The organism is Streptomyces sp. NPDC031121, from assembly GCF_055570615.1.
In genome coordinates, this window is sequence record NZ_JBVIGV010000015.1 from 1 (window position 1) to 18,383 (window position 18,383).

At 74.0% G+C, this 18,383-nt stretch carries 15 protein-coding genes; 9 read left to right on the forward strand and 6 right to left on the reverse strand.

The window, feature by feature from the left end; all coding sequences use genetic code 11:
• Positions 1 to 1,436: 1,436 nt before the first annotated feature.
• Positions 1,437 to 1,745 (reverse strand): DUF6415 family natural product biosynthesis protein, encoded by a 309-nt coding sequence (locus ACZ462_RS25950; protein WP_162793160.1) that lies wholly within the window; start codon positions 1,743 to 1,745, stop codon positions 1,437 to 1,439.
• Between the two features lie 191 nt (positions 1,746 to 1,936).
• On the opposite strand from ACZ462_RS25950, the gene ACZ462_RS25955 reads away from it, so the two are divergent.
• Positions 1,937 to 3,160 (forward strand): transcriptional regulator, encoded by a 1,224-nt coding sequence (locus tag ACZ462_RS25955; protein WP_467805374.1) that lies wholly within the window; start codon positions 1,937 to 1,939, stop codon positions 3,158 to 3,160.
• Here ACZ462_RS25955 and ACZ462_RS25960 read toward each other — a convergent pair.
• Both ACZ462_RS25960 and sph read right to left on the reverse strand, forming a co-directional pair.
• Positions 3,141 to 3,806 (reverse strand): HAD family hydrolase, encoded by a 666-nt coding sequence (locus ACZ462_RS25960; RefSeq protein ID WP_467805376.1) that lies wholly within the window; start codon positions 3,804 to 3,806, stop codon positions 3,141 to 3,143. The two genes, ACZ462_RS25955 and ACZ462_RS25960, sit on opposite strands and share 20 nt — an antisense overlap.
• 107 nt (positions 3,807 to 3,913) lie before the next feature.
• On the reverse strand, positions 3,914 to 4,912 hold the full coding sequence (gene sph, locus ACZ462_RS25965; RefSeq protein WP_467805377.1) for a sphingomyelin phosphodiesterase: 999 nt from the start codon (positions 4,910 to 4,912) through the stop codon (positions 3,914 to 3,916).
• 216 nt (positions 4,913 to 5,128) lie between these two features.
• Between sph and ACZ462_RS25970 the strand changes: the two genes are divergently transcribed.
• Complete coding sequence (locus ACZ462_RS25970; protein ID WP_467805378.1) at positions 5,129 to 6,031, forward strand: oxygenase MpaB family protein; 903 nt, start codon at positions 5,129 to 5,131, stop codon at positions 6,029 to 6,031.
• Between the two features lie 48 nt (positions 6,032 to 6,079).
• Here ACZ462_RS25970 and ACZ462_RS25975 read toward each other — a convergent pair whose 3' ends face one another.
• The gene (locus ACZ462_RS25975; protein ID WP_467805379.1) at positions 6,080 to 7,636 is read right to left on the reverse strand and encodes a M1 family metallopeptidase; all 1,557 of its coding nucleotides are present in this window, start codon (positions 7,634 to 7,636) and stop codon (positions 6,080 to 6,082) included.
• A gap of 367 nt (positions 7,637 to 8,003) precedes the next feature.
• On the opposite strand from ACZ462_RS25975, the gene ACZ462_RS25980 reads away from it, so the two are divergent.
• The 5 genes from ACZ462_RS25980 (at position 8,004) to ACZ462_RS26000 (ending at position 14,162) form a co-directional block, all read left to right on the forward strand.
• On the forward strand, positions 8,004 to 8,867 hold the full coding sequence (locus ACZ462_RS25980; protein WP_467805381.1) for an SCO6745 family protein: 864 nt from the start codon (positions 8,004 to 8,006) through the stop codon (positions 8,865 to 8,867).
• Between the two features lie 78 nt (positions 8,868 to 8,945).
• The gene (locus ACZ462_RS25985) at positions 8,946 to 11,393 is read left to right on the forward strand and encodes a Tex family protein (RefSeq protein ID WP_467805382.1); all 2,448 of its coding nucleotides are present in this window, start codon (positions 8,946 to 8,948) and stop codon (positions 11,391 to 11,393) included.
• Between the two features lie 279 nt (positions 11,394 to 11,672).
• A complete protein-coding gene (locus tag ACZ462_RS25990; protein WP_467805383.1) occupies positions 11,673 to 12,173 on the forward strand; it encodes a hypothetical protein in 501 nt (166 codons plus the stop codon).
• Positions 12,163 to 13,341: an MAB_1171c family putative transporter gene (locus tag ACZ462_RS25995; protein WP_467805384.1), complete on the forward strand. Its 1,179-nt coding sequence runs from the start codon at positions 12,163 to 12,165 to the stop codon at positions 13,339 to 13,341. The genes ACZ462_RS25990 and ACZ462_RS25995 overlap by 11 nt, the downstream gene beginning before the upstream one ends.
• Positions 13,342 to 13,373: 32 nt before the next feature.
• Positions 13,374 to 14,162, forward strand: coding sequence for an SDR family NAD(P)-dependent oxidoreductase (locus ACZ462_RS26000; protein WP_467805386.1), 789 nt, complete (start codon positions 13,374 to 13,376; stop codon positions 14,160 to 14,162).
• Positions 14,163 to 14,180: 18 nt separating this feature from the next.
• Here the strand turns inward: ACZ462_RS26000 and ACZ462_RS26005 are convergent, their stop codons facing one another.
• Positions 14,181 to 15,818, reverse strand: a complete 1,638-nt coding sequence (locus ACZ462_RS26005) for an ABC-F family ATP-binding cassette domain-containing protein (protein ID WP_467805388.1) — start codon at positions 15,816 to 15,818, stop codon at positions 14,181 to 14,183.
• Positions 15,819 to 15,945: 127 nt separating this feature from the next.
• Between ACZ462_RS26005 and ACZ462_RS26010 the strand changes: the two genes are divergently transcribed.
• Together ACZ462_RS26010 and ACZ462_RS26015 are read left to right on the forward strand one after the other, a co-directional pair.
• Positions 15,946 to 16,902 (forward strand): GlxA family transcriptional regulator, encoded by a 957-nt coding sequence (locus ACZ462_RS26010; RefSeq protein WP_467805389.1) that lies wholly within the window; start codon positions 15,946 to 15,948, stop codon positions 16,900 to 16,902.
• A gap of 81 nt (positions 16,903 to 16,983) precedes the next feature.
• Positions 16,984 to 17,619: a DJ-1/PfpI family protein gene (locus tag ACZ462_RS26015; RefSeq protein WP_467805390.1), complete on the forward strand. Its 636-nt coding sequence runs from the start codon at positions 16,984 to 16,986 to the stop codon at positions 17,617 to 17,619.
• On the opposite strand, the gene ACZ462_RS26020 is transcribed toward ACZ462_RS26015, so the two are convergent.
• Positions 17,597 to 18,343, reverse strand: a complete 747-nt coding sequence (locus ACZ462_RS26020) for an enoyl-CoA hydratase/isomerase family protein (protein ID WP_467805391.1) — start codon at positions 18,341 to 18,343, stop codon at positions 17,597 to 17,599. The genes ACZ462_RS26015 and ACZ462_RS26020 overlap by 23 nt on opposite strands.
• Positions 18,344 to 18,383: the final 40 nt, after the last annotated feature.

Consider the following 18,383-nt stretch of genomic DNA (forward strand, 5'->3'; position numbering starts at 1 on the left):
TTGACCGACCGACCCGCCCCGGAGGCATTTTTTCTGCCGGGACGCCCCCAGGGAAACGGCCAGGGGGGAGGAGAGGCATACGGGCGCATCAGAGCCCTTCCCTCCCGCCCCGGCGGCCACATCCAGCCCCACCGGCATCAGCAGACCCGCTGGCGGCAGCCCGGGTGGCTCTGACGGCGGGAAACGACGACCAGAGCATCATCCGGATGCAGGAGCGCGTCAGATCGCTACGTGGGCGCCCTCGGCCAAGCGGCCATCGGCCGTCTGGGGCCGAGAAGCGCCCCAGGTCGCACCGATCCCTGCCCGTTCGGCGACCGGCCACCGTCTGGGGCGGCGCAGCGCCTCAGATCGGTACACGGCACGGCTCTTTCGGCGGCCGGCCGCCGTCCGGGGCGGCGCAGCGCCCAAAGTCGCTGCGCGCCTCGGTCTTTCGGCAGCTGGGAGTGGCCGTCTTCGCGGCTGCTCCCCGCCCAGGGCCGCGAAGCGCCCCGGCTCCCAATACCGCCCCTGCCTTTCCGGCCCCCGGCCGCCGACGCTGTCTGCCGTCTGCCGTCTGGGGCAGCAGAGCGCCCCAAAAAGCTGCGTACCTCTGTTCCTCGGCGGCTGGCGAGCCGTCTTGGGTCGCGAAGCGCCCCAGGACCGGACACCGCTGCCTGCTCGGCGGCTGGCCGTCGTCTGAGGCAGGGGAGCGCCTCAGGTCGCTTCGCTCCTCCCACATCGACAGCAGAGGGCCGTCGGGGGGTGCGAAGCGCCCCTGCCCTCTCCATGCTTCTCATGTATCGGCGTTCGGCGGCAGGACGGCTTCCTCCGCCCTGCCGCCCATCCCCTGCCATCCGTGCGGCGGTCAGTCGTCGAGCCGACGGCGCCCCTGTAGCGATCTTTCGCGCCTCCCGGCCCTTGACGGCCGCCGGACGCTGGAGAACCGGGCCCCGTAGCGATCTGGGGCGCTCCTGTCTCCGGGTGATGCTCTGGGCGTCGTTTCGTGCGGTCAAAGCCAGCCAGGGCCCGCACGACGGGTCTGCTGATGCCGGTGGGGCGAAAGGGGCCACCGGGGCGGGAGAGAAAGCTCTCTGATCCGCCCGGCAGGCCATGCTCCCTCCAGGCCGTTCCCCTGGGGGCTTCCCGGCAGCTTGTTGGCATTCCGGGGCGGGTCGTCCTGTCAAGGGTGGCCCGCAAGGGCCATCGCGCAGCGACGCAACGAAGGAGCGCCCTTTACAGGGCGGCCCGCCCCGGAAGGACAATGGGCTGCCGGGACACCCCCCGCACCCACCGACCCCGAGTCGTCGGCTCCCGCCAACTCACGCCCGCCGCCGTCTCTCCGACCCCGACCGCGTGGCTCCCGCCTACCCCGCCTCGCCCGCCCCGCCAACGGTGGTTCGAGCAGTCGGAAGGCGCCGGACGCGCCGGACCGGTCGCGAAGCCCCCGACCTGCCTCACTACCGCCCCGATGCCAGCAACTGCCGGATGATCCGGGCCAAGGCCCGGGCGTAGTTCCAGTTCGCGTGGGGGCCCGACCCCAGCGGGCCGACGGCTGCGAAGTACTCCCACTCGGCGAGTGCCGCGACCGTTCCGGCGGGGCGGTGCTGCGACGGCGCCCGGGAGAGCGAGCCGTGGAGCTCCTGCCCGCAGGTGAGCAGGTCGTCGACGAGCGCCGCGACGGCCTCCGGGCCGGGGCGTTCCGCGTACGGGGCGAGTGCTCGGGCGACCAGTCGGGTCGTGTCCGCGTGACCCTGCGCCATACCCATGCCGGTGCTTCCCATCGTCGTCAGCAGGTGGTGGACACACCATGGACGTAGTGAAGTCCTGTTACGAGGACTTGCCAGAGGGCTTTCTATGGACGAAAAAGGACTTCCTTACGCCCGAACCGGTGAAGCGCAGTCCGCGGGCGGACTTTCCTGCCACAGTGGTCAGATCTGAACCGGCCAAGGGAGTTGGAATGCCTCGATCCACTGGCAACGTCCGATTGCGTGCGGCCCGGCAGGCGGCAGGCTACCGATCACAGCAGGACCTCGTGAACGCGCTCGCTGCCCGCGGCGTCACCGTCGGCATTCGGCAGGTCCGACGCTGGGAATCGGAGGCTCCGCCCCTCCCGCAGCCCGATATCCGCCAGGCACTCAGCGAGCTCCTCGGCCGACCGCTCGACGAACTCGGTTTCAACGTTCCGCCGGGCGCGGAGACGCGGACATCGACCAGCCTCCTCGCCCCCGCCAACCGGGGTCCTCTGCGTACACCCAACGCGCAGCAACCCGCCACCGCTGCCACTGACTTCCTCGCCGGAACACGTGCCCACCGCCGGCTCTACTGGAGCGTGGCCCCCGCCACCCTGCACCCCGCCGTGGCCGCGCACGCGGCCTTGGGCAGCCAACTCCTGGACGCGACCACCGGGCGAACGCGGCAGCTCCTCGCCACGGCCCTGGCCGAGAGCTGGTTGCTGGCCGGCCGGATCGAGTTCTTCGACCTACGAGAGCCCGACCGTGCCGGCGACACCTGGGTGCGAGCGCTCCAGGCGGCAGGGGAGGCCGATGACGCCCTCCTGGGCAGTGCCGTCCTCGCCCACATGGCGTTCATCCCCGGGTGGAGCGGCGATCGGGACGGCGCGACGGAGCGGATGGTGGCAGCCCGCGCGTACGCCCGCCGAGGTCCTGCCAGCGCCGAACTGCTGGCCTGGCTCGACGCCGTGGAAGCCGAGTGCGCGACGCGCTGCGGCGACACCCGAGCCGCCCTCAACCTGTGTGCTCACGGCGAGGACGTCCTCGCAACCGGCAGCGAGCACCGGAGTCCTGAGTGGCTGGACTGGTTCTCGGCCGTCCGGCTGGCCGCGTTCAAGGGTCACACACAGCTCGCCGCGGGGCACCTTCCGCAGGCCCGCGACACGCTACTCGGCGTTCTCGCCGAACTTCCCGAAGACAGCGACAAGCAGCGGACCGTCGTCCTCGGTGACCTGGCTGCCGTGGCGGTTGCTGCCGGGCGGCCCGAGGAAGCCGCCCGGTACGCCCTCAAGGCGCTGGTCCTGCTCGAAACGCACTGGTACGCGACGGGGCTGGAGCGCATCCGGGAGGTGCGGCGCGCCCTGGGGCTCTGGCAGCACGAGCAGTACGTCCGTGACCTCGACGACCGGCTCTACGGCTGGGGGGCCGTCGTCAACGCCCTCTCTTGTTGAACTCGGCGATCCTGGGGGACAGGTCGGCCAGGCTCTCGATGCGGAACGTCGGGAGTGCGCGTGCCTCGGCGGTGTCCCACTGGATCGTCGCCCACGGGCCCCGGCGGATCAGCGCGGTGTGCATACCGGCCTGCTTGCCGGGGCGCAGGTCGTTGTCGACGCGGTCGCCGACGTAGAGGATCTCCGACGCGGCGGCCGGAACGACCGCGGCCACGCGCTCGAAGAACTCGGGGTCCGGCTTGCTGGCGCCCCAGTCGTCCGAGGTGCCGATCAGGTCGACGTCTTTCGTGAACAGGTCGCGGAGCAGGCCGCCGGCGCGGACGGTCTGGTTGCCGGCGATGCCGAGCCACAGGCCGTCGGCGCGCAAGCGGGCGAGGGCGGGCCGGACGTCCGGGTAGAGGTCGTCCTCACCGAACCACTCCGGCTGCCCGGCGGCAGCGCGGGCCTCGCGCTGCTCGGTGAGGTCGAAGCCGGGCCGGAAGACCTGGAAGGTCTCGCGATAGTCACGGCCTTCGGCGATCACCGCACCGAAGACGGCGGCGAAGGTGTGGCGGGGAACGCCGAGCCAGTCCGCCCACGTGCCGTACTCCCGGGTCTCGTCGACGAGGCACTCACCGACATCGAACACCACAGCGCGAATCGTCATGCGTGCACCCTACGCGGCGCCTGCTCCCGGCCCGGCACGGACGCCGCTCGGGCAAGCCCAAGCCCCGCTCCCGGCCGGGAGCGGGGCGGGTCGCCGCCGGGGAGGGGTCAGCGGCCGATGACCGGGTTGTGGTCCGAGAGGTTCGTGTACGTGTACGTCGTGCCCCAGCTGGAGACCGACCAGGGGGCCGACGCCTCGTTCACCACGTTGTTCTCCCAGCCCGCCGGGCGTGCGTGGCCCTTGCGGTACAGGACGTAGTCCAGGTCCTCCCGCGGGTCCGACGGGTAGCGGTAGCGGGCGATCGAGTTGAGGGCCGTGTCGAAGGAGTACGGGTGCCCCGTACGCGTGTCGGTGTCCGCCAGGTCGGCGTTCGCGAGCATCGACGCGTACTCCGGGGTGCGGGAGTCGACGTTCATGTCGCCCGCGACGATGACCTGTTCGCCCGCCGGGATGTTCTTGGCGTCGAGGAAGGCGTCCATCGCCTGGAACTGGCGTGCCCGCATCTGCGCCGCCTCGCCCGCGCCGCAGCCCGGGTCGGTGGACTGGGCGTGCGTGCCGACCACATGCACCTTCGCACCGTTCACGTCCAGCACGACGTAGGCGAAGCCCTTGTTGGACCACCAGTCGGCACCGCAGGCGTCCTTGTAGACGAACTGCTCCTTGCGGACGATCGGCCACTTGCTCAGCACCGTGACGCCGCCGTCCTCCGGGGTGGTGGAGGAGTAGGCCCCGCCCGTCGCGTCCCAGCCGGTCCGGCTCCTGCCGACGACCGGCGTCTGGTACGGGTACTGCGCCGCCGAGTTGGCCTTGAGGGCGTCCGAGGAGCTGTTGTCGAAGGCCTCCTGGAGTACGACCACGTCGTGGCCCTGGTAGAAGGAGGTCCGGGGTATCTCCGCGGCCCGGTGGTCCTGGCCCCAGTTGGGGTACAGGTTCTTGCTCATCAGGAACACGTTGTACGTCAGCACGCTCAGCCGGGGTCCCGCGGCCGCCTCGGCGGCGTCGGCGGGCGGGGCGCCGACGGCGGTCAGGGCGCAGGCCGCGGCCGCGGCGACGGCCACCGCGGTGGCGCGGGGGCGGCGGTGCGGGAACGGGAGGACAGGAGGCATGGACGCTCCATCAATCCGGGGTGGGGGAGACCGACCCCGTCATCCAAGCAGCCGCGGTTACCTCTGGGTAACACCCGTGACAAGGGTTTCTGGCGCCGTTCTTACGATGTGCCGTCGCCGCGGCCGGCGGGGCTGCACCACCCCGGCCCCGACCTGGGGAAACGGTACGGGTGCGGCCATACTGGACGTACGAGCACCGGACCAGGGGGACGCGCCATGACGACCGCACGACAGCCCGCCGCGCCCGGGTCGCGCCCCGGCGGGGCGCGTCGGGACGAGCCGCAACCGCCGCCCCCCGGCGGGGTGCTGTGGACCATCGCCGGGGACGTGCGGGCGCTGCTGATGCTGCCCGCGGCCTTCACCATGCAGGTCGCGCACCCCGCCATCGGCGCAGGCGTCGACGAGTACTCCGTCTTCCGCACCGACCCCTGGGGGCGCGGCGAGCGCTCGCTGCGCTCAGTCCAGCTGTGGGTGTACGGCGGGGAGGAGGCCGCCGAGGAGGGCCGCCGGGTCCGCCGCCTGCACAAGGAGATCCAGGGCGTCGACACCCGGGGCCGCCGCTACCACTCCCTCGACCCCGCCTGCTACGCCTGGGTGCACGCCACCGGCTTCCCGATCTACCTGTACGCCGGCCGCTACCTGCTGCGCCGCTTCACCCCGGCCCAGGAGCGGCAGCTGTACCGGGAGTGGCTCCAGGTCGGTCGGATCCTCGGGCTCCGCGACCGCGACATGCCGCAGACCGTCGAGGAGTACTGGCCGTACTACCACCGGATGCTGGCCGAGGAGCTGGAGCCGACCAAGGTGGCCCGCGAGCTGGTCGCCACCGATGTGCCGCTGCCCCGGCCGACGGGAGGCCCGCTCCCGGTACGGATCCTGACGCGCCTGGCGTGGCCGCTGCTGCGGGCGGCGTTCCTGCACTTCCGGGCCTTCGTCACCGTCGGGTACATGCCGCCGGAGGCGCGCGCCGCGATAGGGCTGGAGTGGACGCCGGCCCAGGAGCGCAGGCTGCGCCGGTTCAGTACGGCCGTACGGCTGCTCGTCCCGCTGCTGCCGGAGCGGGTGCGCTACCTGCCGCTGGCCTACCGGGCGCGGGCCCGCCGGCGCGCCGGCGCCTGCTGAGGGGCGCCGGCGCGGGAGCGGCGGGCGGCGGCCCGCGTCACAGTCCGGTCAGTGGCCGTGGTTGTGCCCGCGACCGTGGCCGTGGTCGTGCCCGGTGTCGTGGACCGTGTTCGTCGCGGCGATCTTCTTCCACGACTTCGGCTCCGCCCGGCCGGCGGCCGGCGCCGCCTGCGCGGCGCGCCCGTCCTTCGCCGCGGCCGAGGCGGCCGGCGGGCCGAAGGCCGGCTTGCCCGGCGTGTACAGCCAGGTGTCGAACAGCGCGGCCAGCGGCTTGCCCGACGCCTTCTCCGCGTACCGGACGAAGTCGGCGACCTTCGCGTTGCCGTGCGCCCGCTCGGTCGGCCAGCCCTTCAGGATCCGGAAGAACGCCTCGTCGCCGATCTCGTTCCGCAGGGCCTGGAGGGCGATCGCGCCGCGGTCGTAGACGGCCGCGTGGAACTGGTTGTCCGGGCCGGGGTCGCCCGGCTTGACCTGCCAGAACGGGTCTTCCGTCGGGCGCACCGCGTACGTCCACTCGGCGAGTTCCTGCGCGGTGCCCTCGCCCTCCTTCTCCGACCAGAGCCACTGGCTGTAGCGGGCGAAGCCCTCGTTGATCCAGATGTCCTTCCAGCCGTCGACGGAGACGCTGTCGCCGTACCACTGGTGGGCCAGTTCGTGGACCACGACGGAGGTGTTGGCGCCGTTCGCGAACTGGCGGGGGCTGTAGAAGGGGCGGGTCTGGGTCTCGAGGGCGAAGCCGGACGGCACGTTCGGGACGTAGCCGCCGAGCGCGTTGAAGGGGTACGGGCCGAAGACCCCTTCGAGCCATTCCGCGATCTCGGCGGTCCGCTCGACCGAGGCCCGCGCGGCGCCCGCGTTGTCGCCGAGGTCCTTGCTGTAGGCGTTCAGGACGGGCAGGCCGTTCGCCGTCCTGTCGGTGGTGATGTCGAACTTGCCGACGGCGAGCGTCGCCAGGTACGTGGCCTGCGGCTTGTTGGACCGCCAGTTGTAGCGGGTCCAGCCCAGGCGCGAGGTCTGCGACTGCAGGACGCCGTTGCTGATGGCCTGCGTGCCGTCGGGGACGCTGACGGAGACGTCGAAGGTGGCCTTGTCGAGCGGGTGGTCGTTGCTGGGGAACCACCAGGCCGCGGCCTCGGGCTCCTGTGCGGCGACACCGCCGTCCGGGGTGCGCTGCCAGGCGGACCAGCCGTCGACCTTGAACTCCGAAGGCTTCCCGGCGTACTTGACGACGACGCTCGCCTGGGTGTTCCTCGGCAGCGGCTTGGCGGGGGTCACCTCGAGCTCGTGCACGCCGGAGGTGGAGAACTTCGCCTTCGCGCCGTTGACGCGGACCTCGCTGACCTTCAGCCCGAAGTCCAGGTTGAAGCGGGACAGGTCCGTCTTGGCGGTGGCGAGCAGGGTGGCGGTGCCCTCCAGCAGGTCCGTCGCCGGCTGGTACTTCAGGCGCAGGTCGTAGTGCGACACGTCGTATCCGCCGTTGCCGCTGGCCGGGTAGTAGGGGTCGCCGATGCCCGGGGCGCCCGCGGCCGAACCCGCTGCCGATGCCGGGATCACCAGCAGGAGGGAGGCGGCGAGCACGCTCGGGGCGATGACTTTGCGGTGCACGGGTGGACTCCAAGTCGGTTGGGGGGTGGTGGTGTTCGACCGTATTCACCGCCTGCGCCCCACGTCATGTCCATGGCCCCCGCTGTCACACGATCGCCATTCGGCCGTCACACCGGCGGCCGCCCGCCCGCCGAGCGGAGTCGGTTGCGCCCCCGTCGTCCCCTTCGGCCCCCGCCCCGACCCGCTGCAGCGGGTGCCGCCCGCGGCCGAGAAAGGCCGAAACCGCAGGGTCCCACACGCCCGCCCCGTACCACCGGACCCGCGAGATTCCGTCGTTCCAGCCCAGGACGCCGTCGTTCCAGCCCCGGATCCCGTCCTTCCGGGCCCCGCCGACGCGGCATACTGAGCAGTCGGTAACCTGGCCGCCATGACGCTTCCCGAGCACGCCGCGCGCCGCGCCTGGCACGCCGCGATCAACCCGCTGCACGCGACGATCTACTTCTCCCCGGACCTTCCCGCGGAGTTCGCCGCGCTCGGCGTCGCCGACCGCTCCACCGCGGCCCTCGCCTCCCGCGCCGCCGCCATGGGCGCCGTCGGCGCCGGCACCGTCACCGCCACGTTCTACAACTACCGCCACGACTTCGTGGCCCGGCACCTGCCCGCCGTCTGGGACACCGTCACCCCCGCGCAGGCCGTCGCCGCCCGCCTGCGCGCCGCCGACCGGACCCTGCGCCGGCTCCTCGGCGACGAGGCCGTCGCGTCCCCCGAGATGGCCGAGGCCGCCGACCTGGCGATACGCGCCACCGAGGGCTGCTCCCGGCACGCCCGCACCCTGTACGCCGCCCACGCCGACCTCCCCGTCCCCGACGAGGCGCACCTGCGCCTGTGGCACGCCACCACCCTGCTGCGCGAGCACCGCGGCGACGGCCACCTCGCCGCGCTCCTCCAGGCCGGCCTGGACCCGCTGGAGGCGCTCGTCAGCCACACCGCGACCGGCCGCGGCATGACCCCGAAGTGGATCAAGGCGATCCGCGGCTGGGAGCAGTCCGACCTCGACGCGGCGGCCGCCCGGCTCCGCGAGCGCGGCCTCCTCGACGCCGGCGGAGAGCTCACCGCCGAGGGCCGCTCCGTCCGCGAGCGCCTGGAGGACGCCACCGACCGCCTCGACGCCGGCCCCTACGAGCACCTCGGCGCGCAGGGCCTGGCCCGCCTCGCCGAACTGGGCGGCGGCTTCGTCGCCAAGGCCGTCGCCGCCGGGGCCTTCCCCGCCGACGCGTTCGGAAAGGCCTGAGGGACCGCGCCCCCGGGCCCGGCCACCTGCCACAATGGGCAGCCTTCCAGTGCACGACGAAGGCAGGCGGAACCGAACGTGACGATGTCCATCGAAGGCAGGATCGCCGAGGAGCTCGGCGTACGGGAACGGCAGGTCAAGGCCGCCGTCGAGCTGCTCGACGGCGGCTCCACCGTCCCGTTCATCGCGCGCTACCGCAAGGAAGCGACCGAGATGCTCGACGACGCCCAGCTGCGCACCCTGGAGGAGCGGCTGCGGTACCTGCGCGAGCTGGAGGACCGGCGCGCGGCGATCCTCGACTCGGTGCGCGAGCAGGGCAAGCTCGACGCCGAGCTGGAGGCCCGGATCAACGCGGCCGACACCAAGGCCCGGCTGGAGGACATCTACCTCCCCTTCAAGCCCAAGCGGCGCACCAAGGCGCAGATCGCCCGCGAGGCCGGCCTGGAGCCCCTCGCCGACGGCCTCCTCGCGGACCCGTCGGTGGAACCGGCCGCCGCGGCCGCCGCGTTCGCCGACCCGGACAAGGGCGTCGCGGACGCGGCCGCCGCCCTTGAGGGCGCCCGCGCCATCCTCACCGAGCGGTTCGCGGAGGACGCCGACCTCATCGGCGAGCTGCGCGAGCGGATGTGGGGCCGCGGCCGGCTCGCCGCGAAGGTCCGCGAGGGCAAGGAGGAGGCCGGCGCCAAGTTCGCCGACTACTTCGACTTCGCCGAGCCGTTCACCGAGCTGCCCTCCCACCGCGTCCTCGCCATGCTGCGCGGTGAGAAGGAGGACGTCCTCGACCTCACCCTGGAGCCGGAGGAGCCCTCCGAGACCCCCGGCCCCTCCACGTACGAGGGCATGATCGCCCGCCGCTTCGGCATCGCCGACCGCGGCCGCCCCGGCGACAAGTGGCTCGCCGACACCGTCCGCTGGGCCTGGCGCACCAAGATCCAGGTGCATCTCGGCATCGACCTGCGGATGCGGCTGCGCTCCGCCGCCGAGGACGAGGCCGTCCGCGTCTTCGCCGCGAACCTGCGCGATCTGCTGCTGGCCGCCCCGGCCGGCACCCGGGCGACCCTCGGCCTCGACCCGGGCTTCCGCACCGGCGTGAAGGTGGCCGTCGTCGACGCCACCGGCAAGGTCGTCGCGACGGACGTGATCCACCCGCACGTCCCCGCCAACCGGTGGGACGAGTCCATCGCCAAGCTGGCCCGCCTCGCCGAGGAGCACGCGGTCGAGCTGGTCGCGATCGGCAACGGCACCGCCTCCCGCGAGACCGACCGGCTCGCCGCCGACCTGATCGCCCGCCACCCCGGGCTGAAGCTCACCAAGGTGATGGTCTCCGAGGCGGGCGCCTCCGTGTACTCGGCGTCCGCGTTCGCCTCGCAGGAGCTGCCCGGTATGGACGTCTCGCTGCGCGGGGCGGTCTCCATCGCGCGCCGCCTTCAGGACCCGCTCGCCGAACTCGTCAAGATCGACCCGAAGTCGATCGGCGTCGGCCAGTACCAGCACGACCTGTCCGAGGTGAAGCTGTCCCGCTCCCTCGACGCGGTCGTCGAGGACTGCGTGAACGGCGTCGGCGTCGACGTCAACACGGCCTCTGCGCCGCTGCTCGCCAGAGTGTCCGGCATCAGCGCGGGCCTCGCCGAGAACATCGTCGCCCACCGCGACGCGAACGGCCCCTTCCGCAGCCGCAAGGCGCTCAAGGACGTGGCCCGGCTGGGCCCGAAGGCGTACGAGCAGTGCGCGGGCTTCCTCCGCATCCGCGGCGGCGACGACCCGCTGGACTCCTCCAGCGTGCACCCCGAGGCCTACCCGGTGGTGCGGACGATGGCGAAGACCGCGGGCAGCGAGGTCGCCGCGCTGGTCGGCAACACGGCGGTGCTGCGGTCGCTGCGGCCCGAGCAGTTCGTCACCGAGGCCTTCGGCCTGCCGACCGTCTCGGACATCCTGCGCGAGCTGGAGAAGCCGGGCCGCGACCCCCGCCCGGCGTTCCGGACGGCGGCGTTCAAGGAGGGCGTCGAGAAGATCGGCGACCTGGAGCCCGGGATGGTCCTTGAGGGCGTCGTCACGAACGTCGCCGCCTTCGGCGCCTTCATCGACATCGGCGTCCACCAGGACGGGCTCGCGCACGTCTCGGCCCTGTCGAAGAACTTCGTCAAGGACCCGCGGGAGGTCGTCAAGCCCGGCGACATCGTGCGCGTGAAGGTCCTCGACGTCGACATCCCGCGCAAGCGGATCTCCCTCACCCTGCGCCTGGACGACGAGCCCGGCGCGGCGGCGGGCGGCGCTCCCCGGCAGCGCGAGGACCGCCAGGGCGGGCGCGGCGGCGGCCGGCCCCCGCAGCAGCGCGGCGGCGGCCAAAGCGGCCAGGGCGGCCAGGACCGCCAGGGCGGGCGGCGCGGCGGCCAGGGCCGCGGCGGGCAGGGCGACGGCCGGCGGCAGGGCCAGGGCGGCGGCGCCCCGGCCCCCGCGAACAGCGCGATGGCCGACGCCCTGCGCCGCGCGGGCCTCGCGGGCCCCGAGGGGCGGCGCACCCGGTAGCGCGGCCGCCCGCCGGCGCCCGGCGGAAGGCAGGCGGCGGGGCCCCGCGCGGGGCCCCGCCGCGGGTGGCCGAATAGGCACCCCACCTGCGGACATGCCTTGCCAACCGGCGCAGGTGATCGGTAGGCATGGGGAACGCCCGTTCGTCGTCCGGCGGACGGGCTTTCCGTTTCCTCTCGCGACCGCACCCCACGAGGCCCCCTGATGGCACAGGACGCCACGCCCATGCCTGCTCACGCCTACCGGCGCTGCCCGCGAAAGGGTCCGAAGAGGGATCACATGCTCCACTCGCAACTCGGCCTCCGCAAACGGTGCGAGAAGATTCTCGGCCATCTGGACCTCACCCACCCCTTCTCCCTCGAAGGGCTGTGCAACCGGATGGCCGAGCAGCGGGGGAGGCCCATCCGCCTCCACCCCCTGCCCAAGGAGGCCGCGGAATCGGGCGTGTGCGGACTGTGGGTGGGCACCGCCCGCGTCGACTACGTCTTCTACGAGGCCCACACCACCGCGCTGCACCGCGAGCACATCGTGCTCCACGAACTCGGCCACATCCTCTTCGGCCACCACTCGCTGCGCGGCGAGGAGAACGGAGGCCGGGCCCCCGCCGTCCTCGGACGCTCCAACTACACCACCCGCCAGGAACAGGAGGCGGAGATGCTCGCCAGCATGATCCGCATCCGCACGGCGACGCCCTGCCCGAAGCCCGCCGCCGAACTGCGCGGCACCCTCGCGCGGCTGGAGTCGGCCATGGGCTACGGGCGGAGCACCCGTGGCCACTGAGCTCCTCGCGCTCGGCGACGCGCTCGCCGTCCCCAGCGTCGTCTGCCTGTGGGCGGCCGTCCTGCTGCGCGCCCCCGCCGCGCTGCGCTCCCCGCAGCAGCGCGGCCTGTGGCTCGCCGTCGCCACCGCCGCCGCGGCGATGACCCTGAACCTGCCCGCCGTCGTCGCCCACGCCATGCGCGACCCGGCGCATTCCCACGCCGTGGGCCTGACCCGCAACCTCATCGGCGTGCTCTCCGCCGGCGCCGTGCTCTCCTTCGTCGCCGCCGCCACCCGCGGCCGCGCCCTCCAGATCGCCGCCTGGACCGCGGCCGCCGGCTGGCTCGCCGCGCTCGCCGTCCTCGACGCGACCGCCCCCGCCCACGGCACCCACACCATCCCCGCGCAGGGCGACCCCGTGCCGTCCACGGCGTACTGGCTGCTCCTGATCGCCGCGCACCTGATCGCCAACACCGTCTGCGTCGCCCTGTGCTGGCGCTACAGCGGGCGCACCGAGAGCCGCGCGCTCGCCTTCGGGCTGCGCCTGTTCGGCCTCGGCACCGCCCTCGCCGGCGTCTTCTGGGTCGCCTTCCTCGCCAAAGCCCTCTTCGGCAGCACCTGGGCGATGCCGGCGATGCCGCTGACCATGAACCTGCACGGCCTGCTGCGCGCCGCCGCGATCCTCGTCCCGACCCTCTTCGCGCTGCGCGCCGCCACCGCCGAGACCGCCACCGCGTGGCGGCTGTGGCCGCTGTGGCGCGACCTCGTCCAGGCCGTGCCGCACGTCGCCCTCACCAAGCCGCGGGCCGGCCGGGTCCTCGAACTGCTGTGGCCGCCGGTCCCGCGGAACCTGCTCGTCTACCGCAAGGTCATCGAGACCCGCGACGCCATCCTGATACTCGGCGAGTACGTCGCCCCCGGCGTACCCGAACTCGCCGCCGCCCACGTCACCGTGCGCGGCGTGCCGGAGCCGCGGCGCCCCGCGGCCGCCCTGGCCTGCGTCCTGAAGGAGGCCCGCGAGGCCAAGCTCGCCGGGCGGACCGGCGCGCCGGGGCCGGCCGCGCAGTGGGTGCTGCCCGCCGCCATGCAGACCCCCGCGGAGGGCACCGGACTGGAGGACGAGGCCCGCTTCCTCGTGGACGTCGCCCGCGCCTACGGCTCGCCCGAGACGACCGCCTTCGCCCCCTGACCCCCTTACCGCCGCAGGAAGAGACACCTCCCGTGCCCACCGCCTTGATCACCGGGGCCAGTTCCGGCCTCGGAGCGGCCTTCGCCCGCGGCCTCGCCGCCAAGGGCTGCCGCCTCGTCCTCGTCGCCCGCGACGCCGACCGGCTCCGCGACACGGCCGACCGGCTGCACCGCGAGTTCGGCGCACACTGCGAGATCCTGCCCGCCGACCTGCTCGACGCGGCCGGCCTCCAGCGCGTCGCCGACCGCCTCGCCGACCCCGCCCGGCCCGTCGACATCCTGGTCAACAACGCCGGATTCGGGCTCGCCGCCCCGTTCCCGTACAGCCCCGTCGAGGACGAGGAGCGGATGCTCGACCTCCTCGTGAAGGTGCCGCTGCGCCTGACCCACGCCGCCCTGCCGGGGCTGTGCGCCCGCCGCCGCGGCGCCGTCCTCAACGTGTCCTCCGTGGCCGGACTGCTCCCCACCGGCACCTACGGAGCCGCCAAGGCCTGGGTCACCGCCTTCAGCGAGTCCCTGCGCGTGGACACCGCCCCGTACGGGGTGCGGGTGCTCGCCGTGGTGCCCGGGTTCACCCGGACCGAGTTCCAGGCCCGCGCCGGCATGGACACGACCGCCCTGCGCGAGGCGGTCTGGCTGGAGCCGGAGGCCGTCGTGGACCGCGCCCTGCGCGACCTGGCCCTGCGCAGGCCCGTCAGCATCGCCGGCCGCCGCTACCGGGCGTACGCCGTGGCCGCGCGGCACCTCCCGCGCGGCTTCGTCGCCCGCCGCATGGCCCGCACCCGCAGGCCGCCCGCCGACCGGCAGCCGCCGCCGGACTAGGGTCCGGCCGGACAGACCCTACAGCTCGGCGACCCTGCCGTCGGCGACGTGCAGGCGGCGGGTCACCCGGACCGCATCCAGCATCCGCCGGTCGTGCGTGACGAGCAGCAGGGTCCCCTCGTACGCCTCCAGCGCCGACTCCAGCTGCTCGATCGCCGGCAGGTCCAGGTGGTTCGTCGGCTCGTCCAGTACCAGCAGGTTCACCCCGCGGCCCTGGAGCAGCGCCAGCGCCGCCCGGGTCCGCTCGCCGGGGGAGAGCGTCGCGGCCGGGCGCAGCACGTGCGCCGCCTTCAGCCCGAACTTCGCCAGCAGGGTCCGCACGTCGGCCGGCTCGGTCTCCGGGACGGCCGCGCAGAACGCCTCCAGCAGCGGCTCGTCGCCGAGGAACAGCCCGCGCGCCTGGTCCACCTCGCCGACCAGCACGCCCGAACCCAGCGCCGCCGAACCCGAGTCCGGGGCCAGCCGGCCCAGCAGCAGCGCCAGCAGCGTCGACTTGCCGGCGCCGTTCGCCCCGGTGATCGCCACCCGGTCCGCCCAGTCGACCTGGAGGCTCACCGGGCCGAGCCCGAAGTCCCCGCGCTTGACGGACGCCTCGCGCAGCGTCGCCACCACCGAGCCGGAGCGCGGGGCGGAGGCGATCTCCATGCGCAGCTCCCACTCCTTGCGGGGCTCCTCGACGACCTCCAGCCGCTCGATGGCGCGCTGCGTCTGCCGGGCTTTGGCCGCCTGCTTCTCGCTGGCCTCGCCGCGCAGCTTCCGGCCGATCTTGTCGTTGTCGGTGGCCTTGCGGCGGGCGTTGCGGACGCCCTTGTCCATCCAGTTGCGCTGCATCAGCGCGCGGCCCTCCAGGGCGGCCCGCTTGTCCGCGTACTCCTCGTACTCCTCGCGGGCGTGCGCCCGGGCCCGGGCCCGCTCCTCCAGGTAGGACTCGTAGCCGCCGCCGTAGAGGTTGATCTGCTGCTGAGCGAGGTCCAGTTCGAGGACCTTGGTGACCGTCCGGGCCAGGAACTCGCGGTCGTGGCTGATGACGACGGTGCCGGCGCGCAGGCCCGAGACGAACCGCTCCAGCCGCTCCAGGCCGTCGAGGTCGAGGTCGTTGGTCGGCTCGTCCAGCAGGAACACGTCGTACCGGGACAGCAGCAGCGAGGCGAGGCCGGCGCGGGCCGCCTGGCCGCCGGACAGCGCGGTCATCGGCAGGTCCAGGCCCACGGCGAGGCCCAGCTCGTCGGCGACCTCCGCGGCGCGCTCGTCCAGGTCGGCGCCGCCGAGGTCCAGCCAGCGGTCCAGGGCCGTCGCGTACGCGTCGTCCGCGCCCGGCGCCCCGTCCACCAGGCCCTGCGTCGCCGCGTCCAGCTCCGCCTGCGCGGCGGCGACGCCCGTGCGCCGGTGCAGGAACTCCAGCACCGTCTCCCCGGGCCGGCGCTCCGGCTCCTGCGGCAGGTGCCCGACGCTGCCGGTGGGCGGGGAGAGCCGCAGCTCGCCTTCCTCGGGGGTGTCCAGGCCGGCGAGCAGCCGCAGCAGGGTGGACTTCCCGGCGCCGTTGACGCCGACGAGGCCGATGACGTCGCCCGGGGCGACGACGAGGTCCAGTCCGGCGAAGAGCGTGCGCTCGCCGTGCGCGGCACCGAGGTTCTTGGCGACGAGGGTTGCAGTCATGGTGCACCGATCCTATCCGCGCCCGCACCGGCGCCGGCGCGCTGCGGCGGGCGGCCGCCGGCCGATGGCCGGATAGGTGGGGAGCACGTCATTGCGGCCGCCCCGTCCGGGCTCACACCATGGAGCCATGTCACCCCGCACCGTGCTCGCCGTCCTCTACGACGGCGTCCAGAGCCTGGACCTGACCGGCCCCGTGGAGGTGTTCGCCGCGGTCTCCCGCTTCCCGGGGCGGGCGGGCTACGAGATCCGGACCGCGTCCGCCGACGGGCGGCCGGTGCGGACCGGCAGCGGCCTCACCCTCGTGCCGGACGGCTCCCTCCGGGACGAGCGGCCGGGCCCCGGAACCACGCTGCTCGTGCCCGGCGGGCGCTACCGGGGCGACTTCGACCCGCGGCTCACCGCCTGGCTGCGCGCCCACGGGGGTGGCGCGCAGCGGCTGGTCTCCGTGTGCACGGGCGGGCTGCTGCTCGCGGAGGCGGGGCTGCTCGACGGCCGCCGCGCCACGACGCACTGGTCCGCGTGCGAGCAGATGGCGCGCGACTACCCGCACGTGGCCGTCGAACCGGACCCGATCTACGTACGCGACGGCCCCGTCGCCACCTCCGCCGGGGTCACGGCGGGCATCGACCTCGCCCTGGCGCTGGTGGAGGAGGACCACGGCAGGCAGGTCGCCCTGTCGATCGCCCAGCACCTCGTCGTCTTCCTGCGGCGGCCCGGCAACCAGGCCCAGTTCAGCGCGCAGCTCGCCGCCCAGACGGCGCTGCGGGAGCCGCTGCGCGAGGTCCAGCACTGGATCACCGAGCACCCGGGGGAGGACCTCGGCGTGGAGGCGCTCGCCGCCCGCGCGGGGCTCTCGCCGCGGCACTTCGCGCGGGCCTTCCGGGCCGAGACGGGGGTCACCCCGGGCCGGTACGTGCAGCAGGTGCGGGTCGAGCACGCCCGGCGGCTGCTGGAGGACAGCGCCGAGGGGGTGGCGCAGATCGCCCGGGCCTGCGGCTACGGCACTCCGGAGGCCCTGCGCCGCGCGTTCGTGAAGACCCTGGGCCAACCCCCGGCGGAGTACCGCCGGCGCTTCGGCCACTGACCCGCACCCGGCCGCCGTACGGCGGGGCCGCCCACCCGACCTCATCCCGACCCGTCCCAGCGCACCCCCTTCGGAGGAGACATGCAGACCGCCGTCCTGCTCTACGACGGTTTCACCGCCCTCGACGCCGTCGGCCCCTACGAGACCCTCGCGCACCTGCCCGGGACCGAGGCCGTGTTCGTCGCCGAGCGCCCCGGCCCGGTGCGCTGCGACTCCGGCCGGCTCTCCCTGGTTGCCGAGAAGGCCCTCGACGAGGTGGTGCGCCCCGACGTCCTCGTCGTCCCCGGCGGCCCCCACCCGGAGGCCCAGACCGGCAACCCGGCCGTCCTCGACTGGCTGCGGACCGTTGACACCGCCACCACCTGGACGACCTCGGTGTGCACCGGCTCGCTGCTCCTCGCCGCCGCCGGCCTCCTCGACGGCCGCCGTGCCACGGGCCACTGGCTGTACCTGGACCGGCTGCCGGCGTACGGCGCCCGGCCCACCGGCGAGCGCGTCGTCTTCGACGGCAAGTACGTCACGGCCGCCGGGGTGTCCTCGGGCATCGACATGGGGCTGGCCCTGGTGGGCCGCCTCGCCGGGGACGAGCAGGCGCAGACCGTCCAGCTGATGATCGAGTACGACCCGCAGCCGCCGTACGACGCCGGCTCGCCGGACAGGGCGCCGGCGGAACTGGTCGCGCGGCTGCGCGGGGTCAGCCCCCTGCCGTCCAGGTGAAGGCGGGGGTCCGCCGCTCCAGGAACGCGGCGACGCCCTCCGCGGTGTCGCCGCTCGCTGCGGCCTCGGCCGCCCAGTGGGCGTCCCGGTCGGTCCGGCCGTCGGCGAACTCCTTCGCCGCCGCCTGCGTGAGCTGCGAGCGGGTCGTCAGGATGCGGGCGAACTCCGCGACCCGCCCCTCCAGCCGCCCGGCCGGCAGCAGCTCGTCGAGGAACCCCGCCCGCAGGGCGTGCTCGGCGCCGATCAACTCGGCGGAGTAGAGGAGGTACTTGGCGGTGGCCGGGCCGACCAGGGAGACGAGCCGGCGCGTCGAGGAGGCCGGGTAGACGATGCCGAGCCGGGCCGGCGTCACCCCGAAGGAGGAGCCCTCCTCCGCGAACCGCAGGTCGCAGGCGGCGGCGAGCTGGCTGCCCCCGCCGACGCAGAAGCCGCGGATCGCCGCGATCGTCGGCTTCGGGAAGGCCGCCAGGGCCTCCTCGGCGAGCACTGCCAGGGCCTGCGGGTCCTCCTTCCCGGCCAGGGAGGAGATGTCCGCTCCGGCGCAGAAGGTCGGTCCGGCACCGGTCAGCACCAGCACCCGCACCGCCCGGTCGGCGGAGAGGGTGTCGAGCAGTTCCGGCAGCGCCCTCCACATCGCCGCGGTCATGGCGTTCCGCTTCGCGGGGTGCGAGATGGCGACGGTGGCGACGCCGTCGGCGACCGAGTGCAGGAGGGCTGCGTCCATGCGCCGGATGCTATCCCGGGCTGCCGATCCTATGATCGGG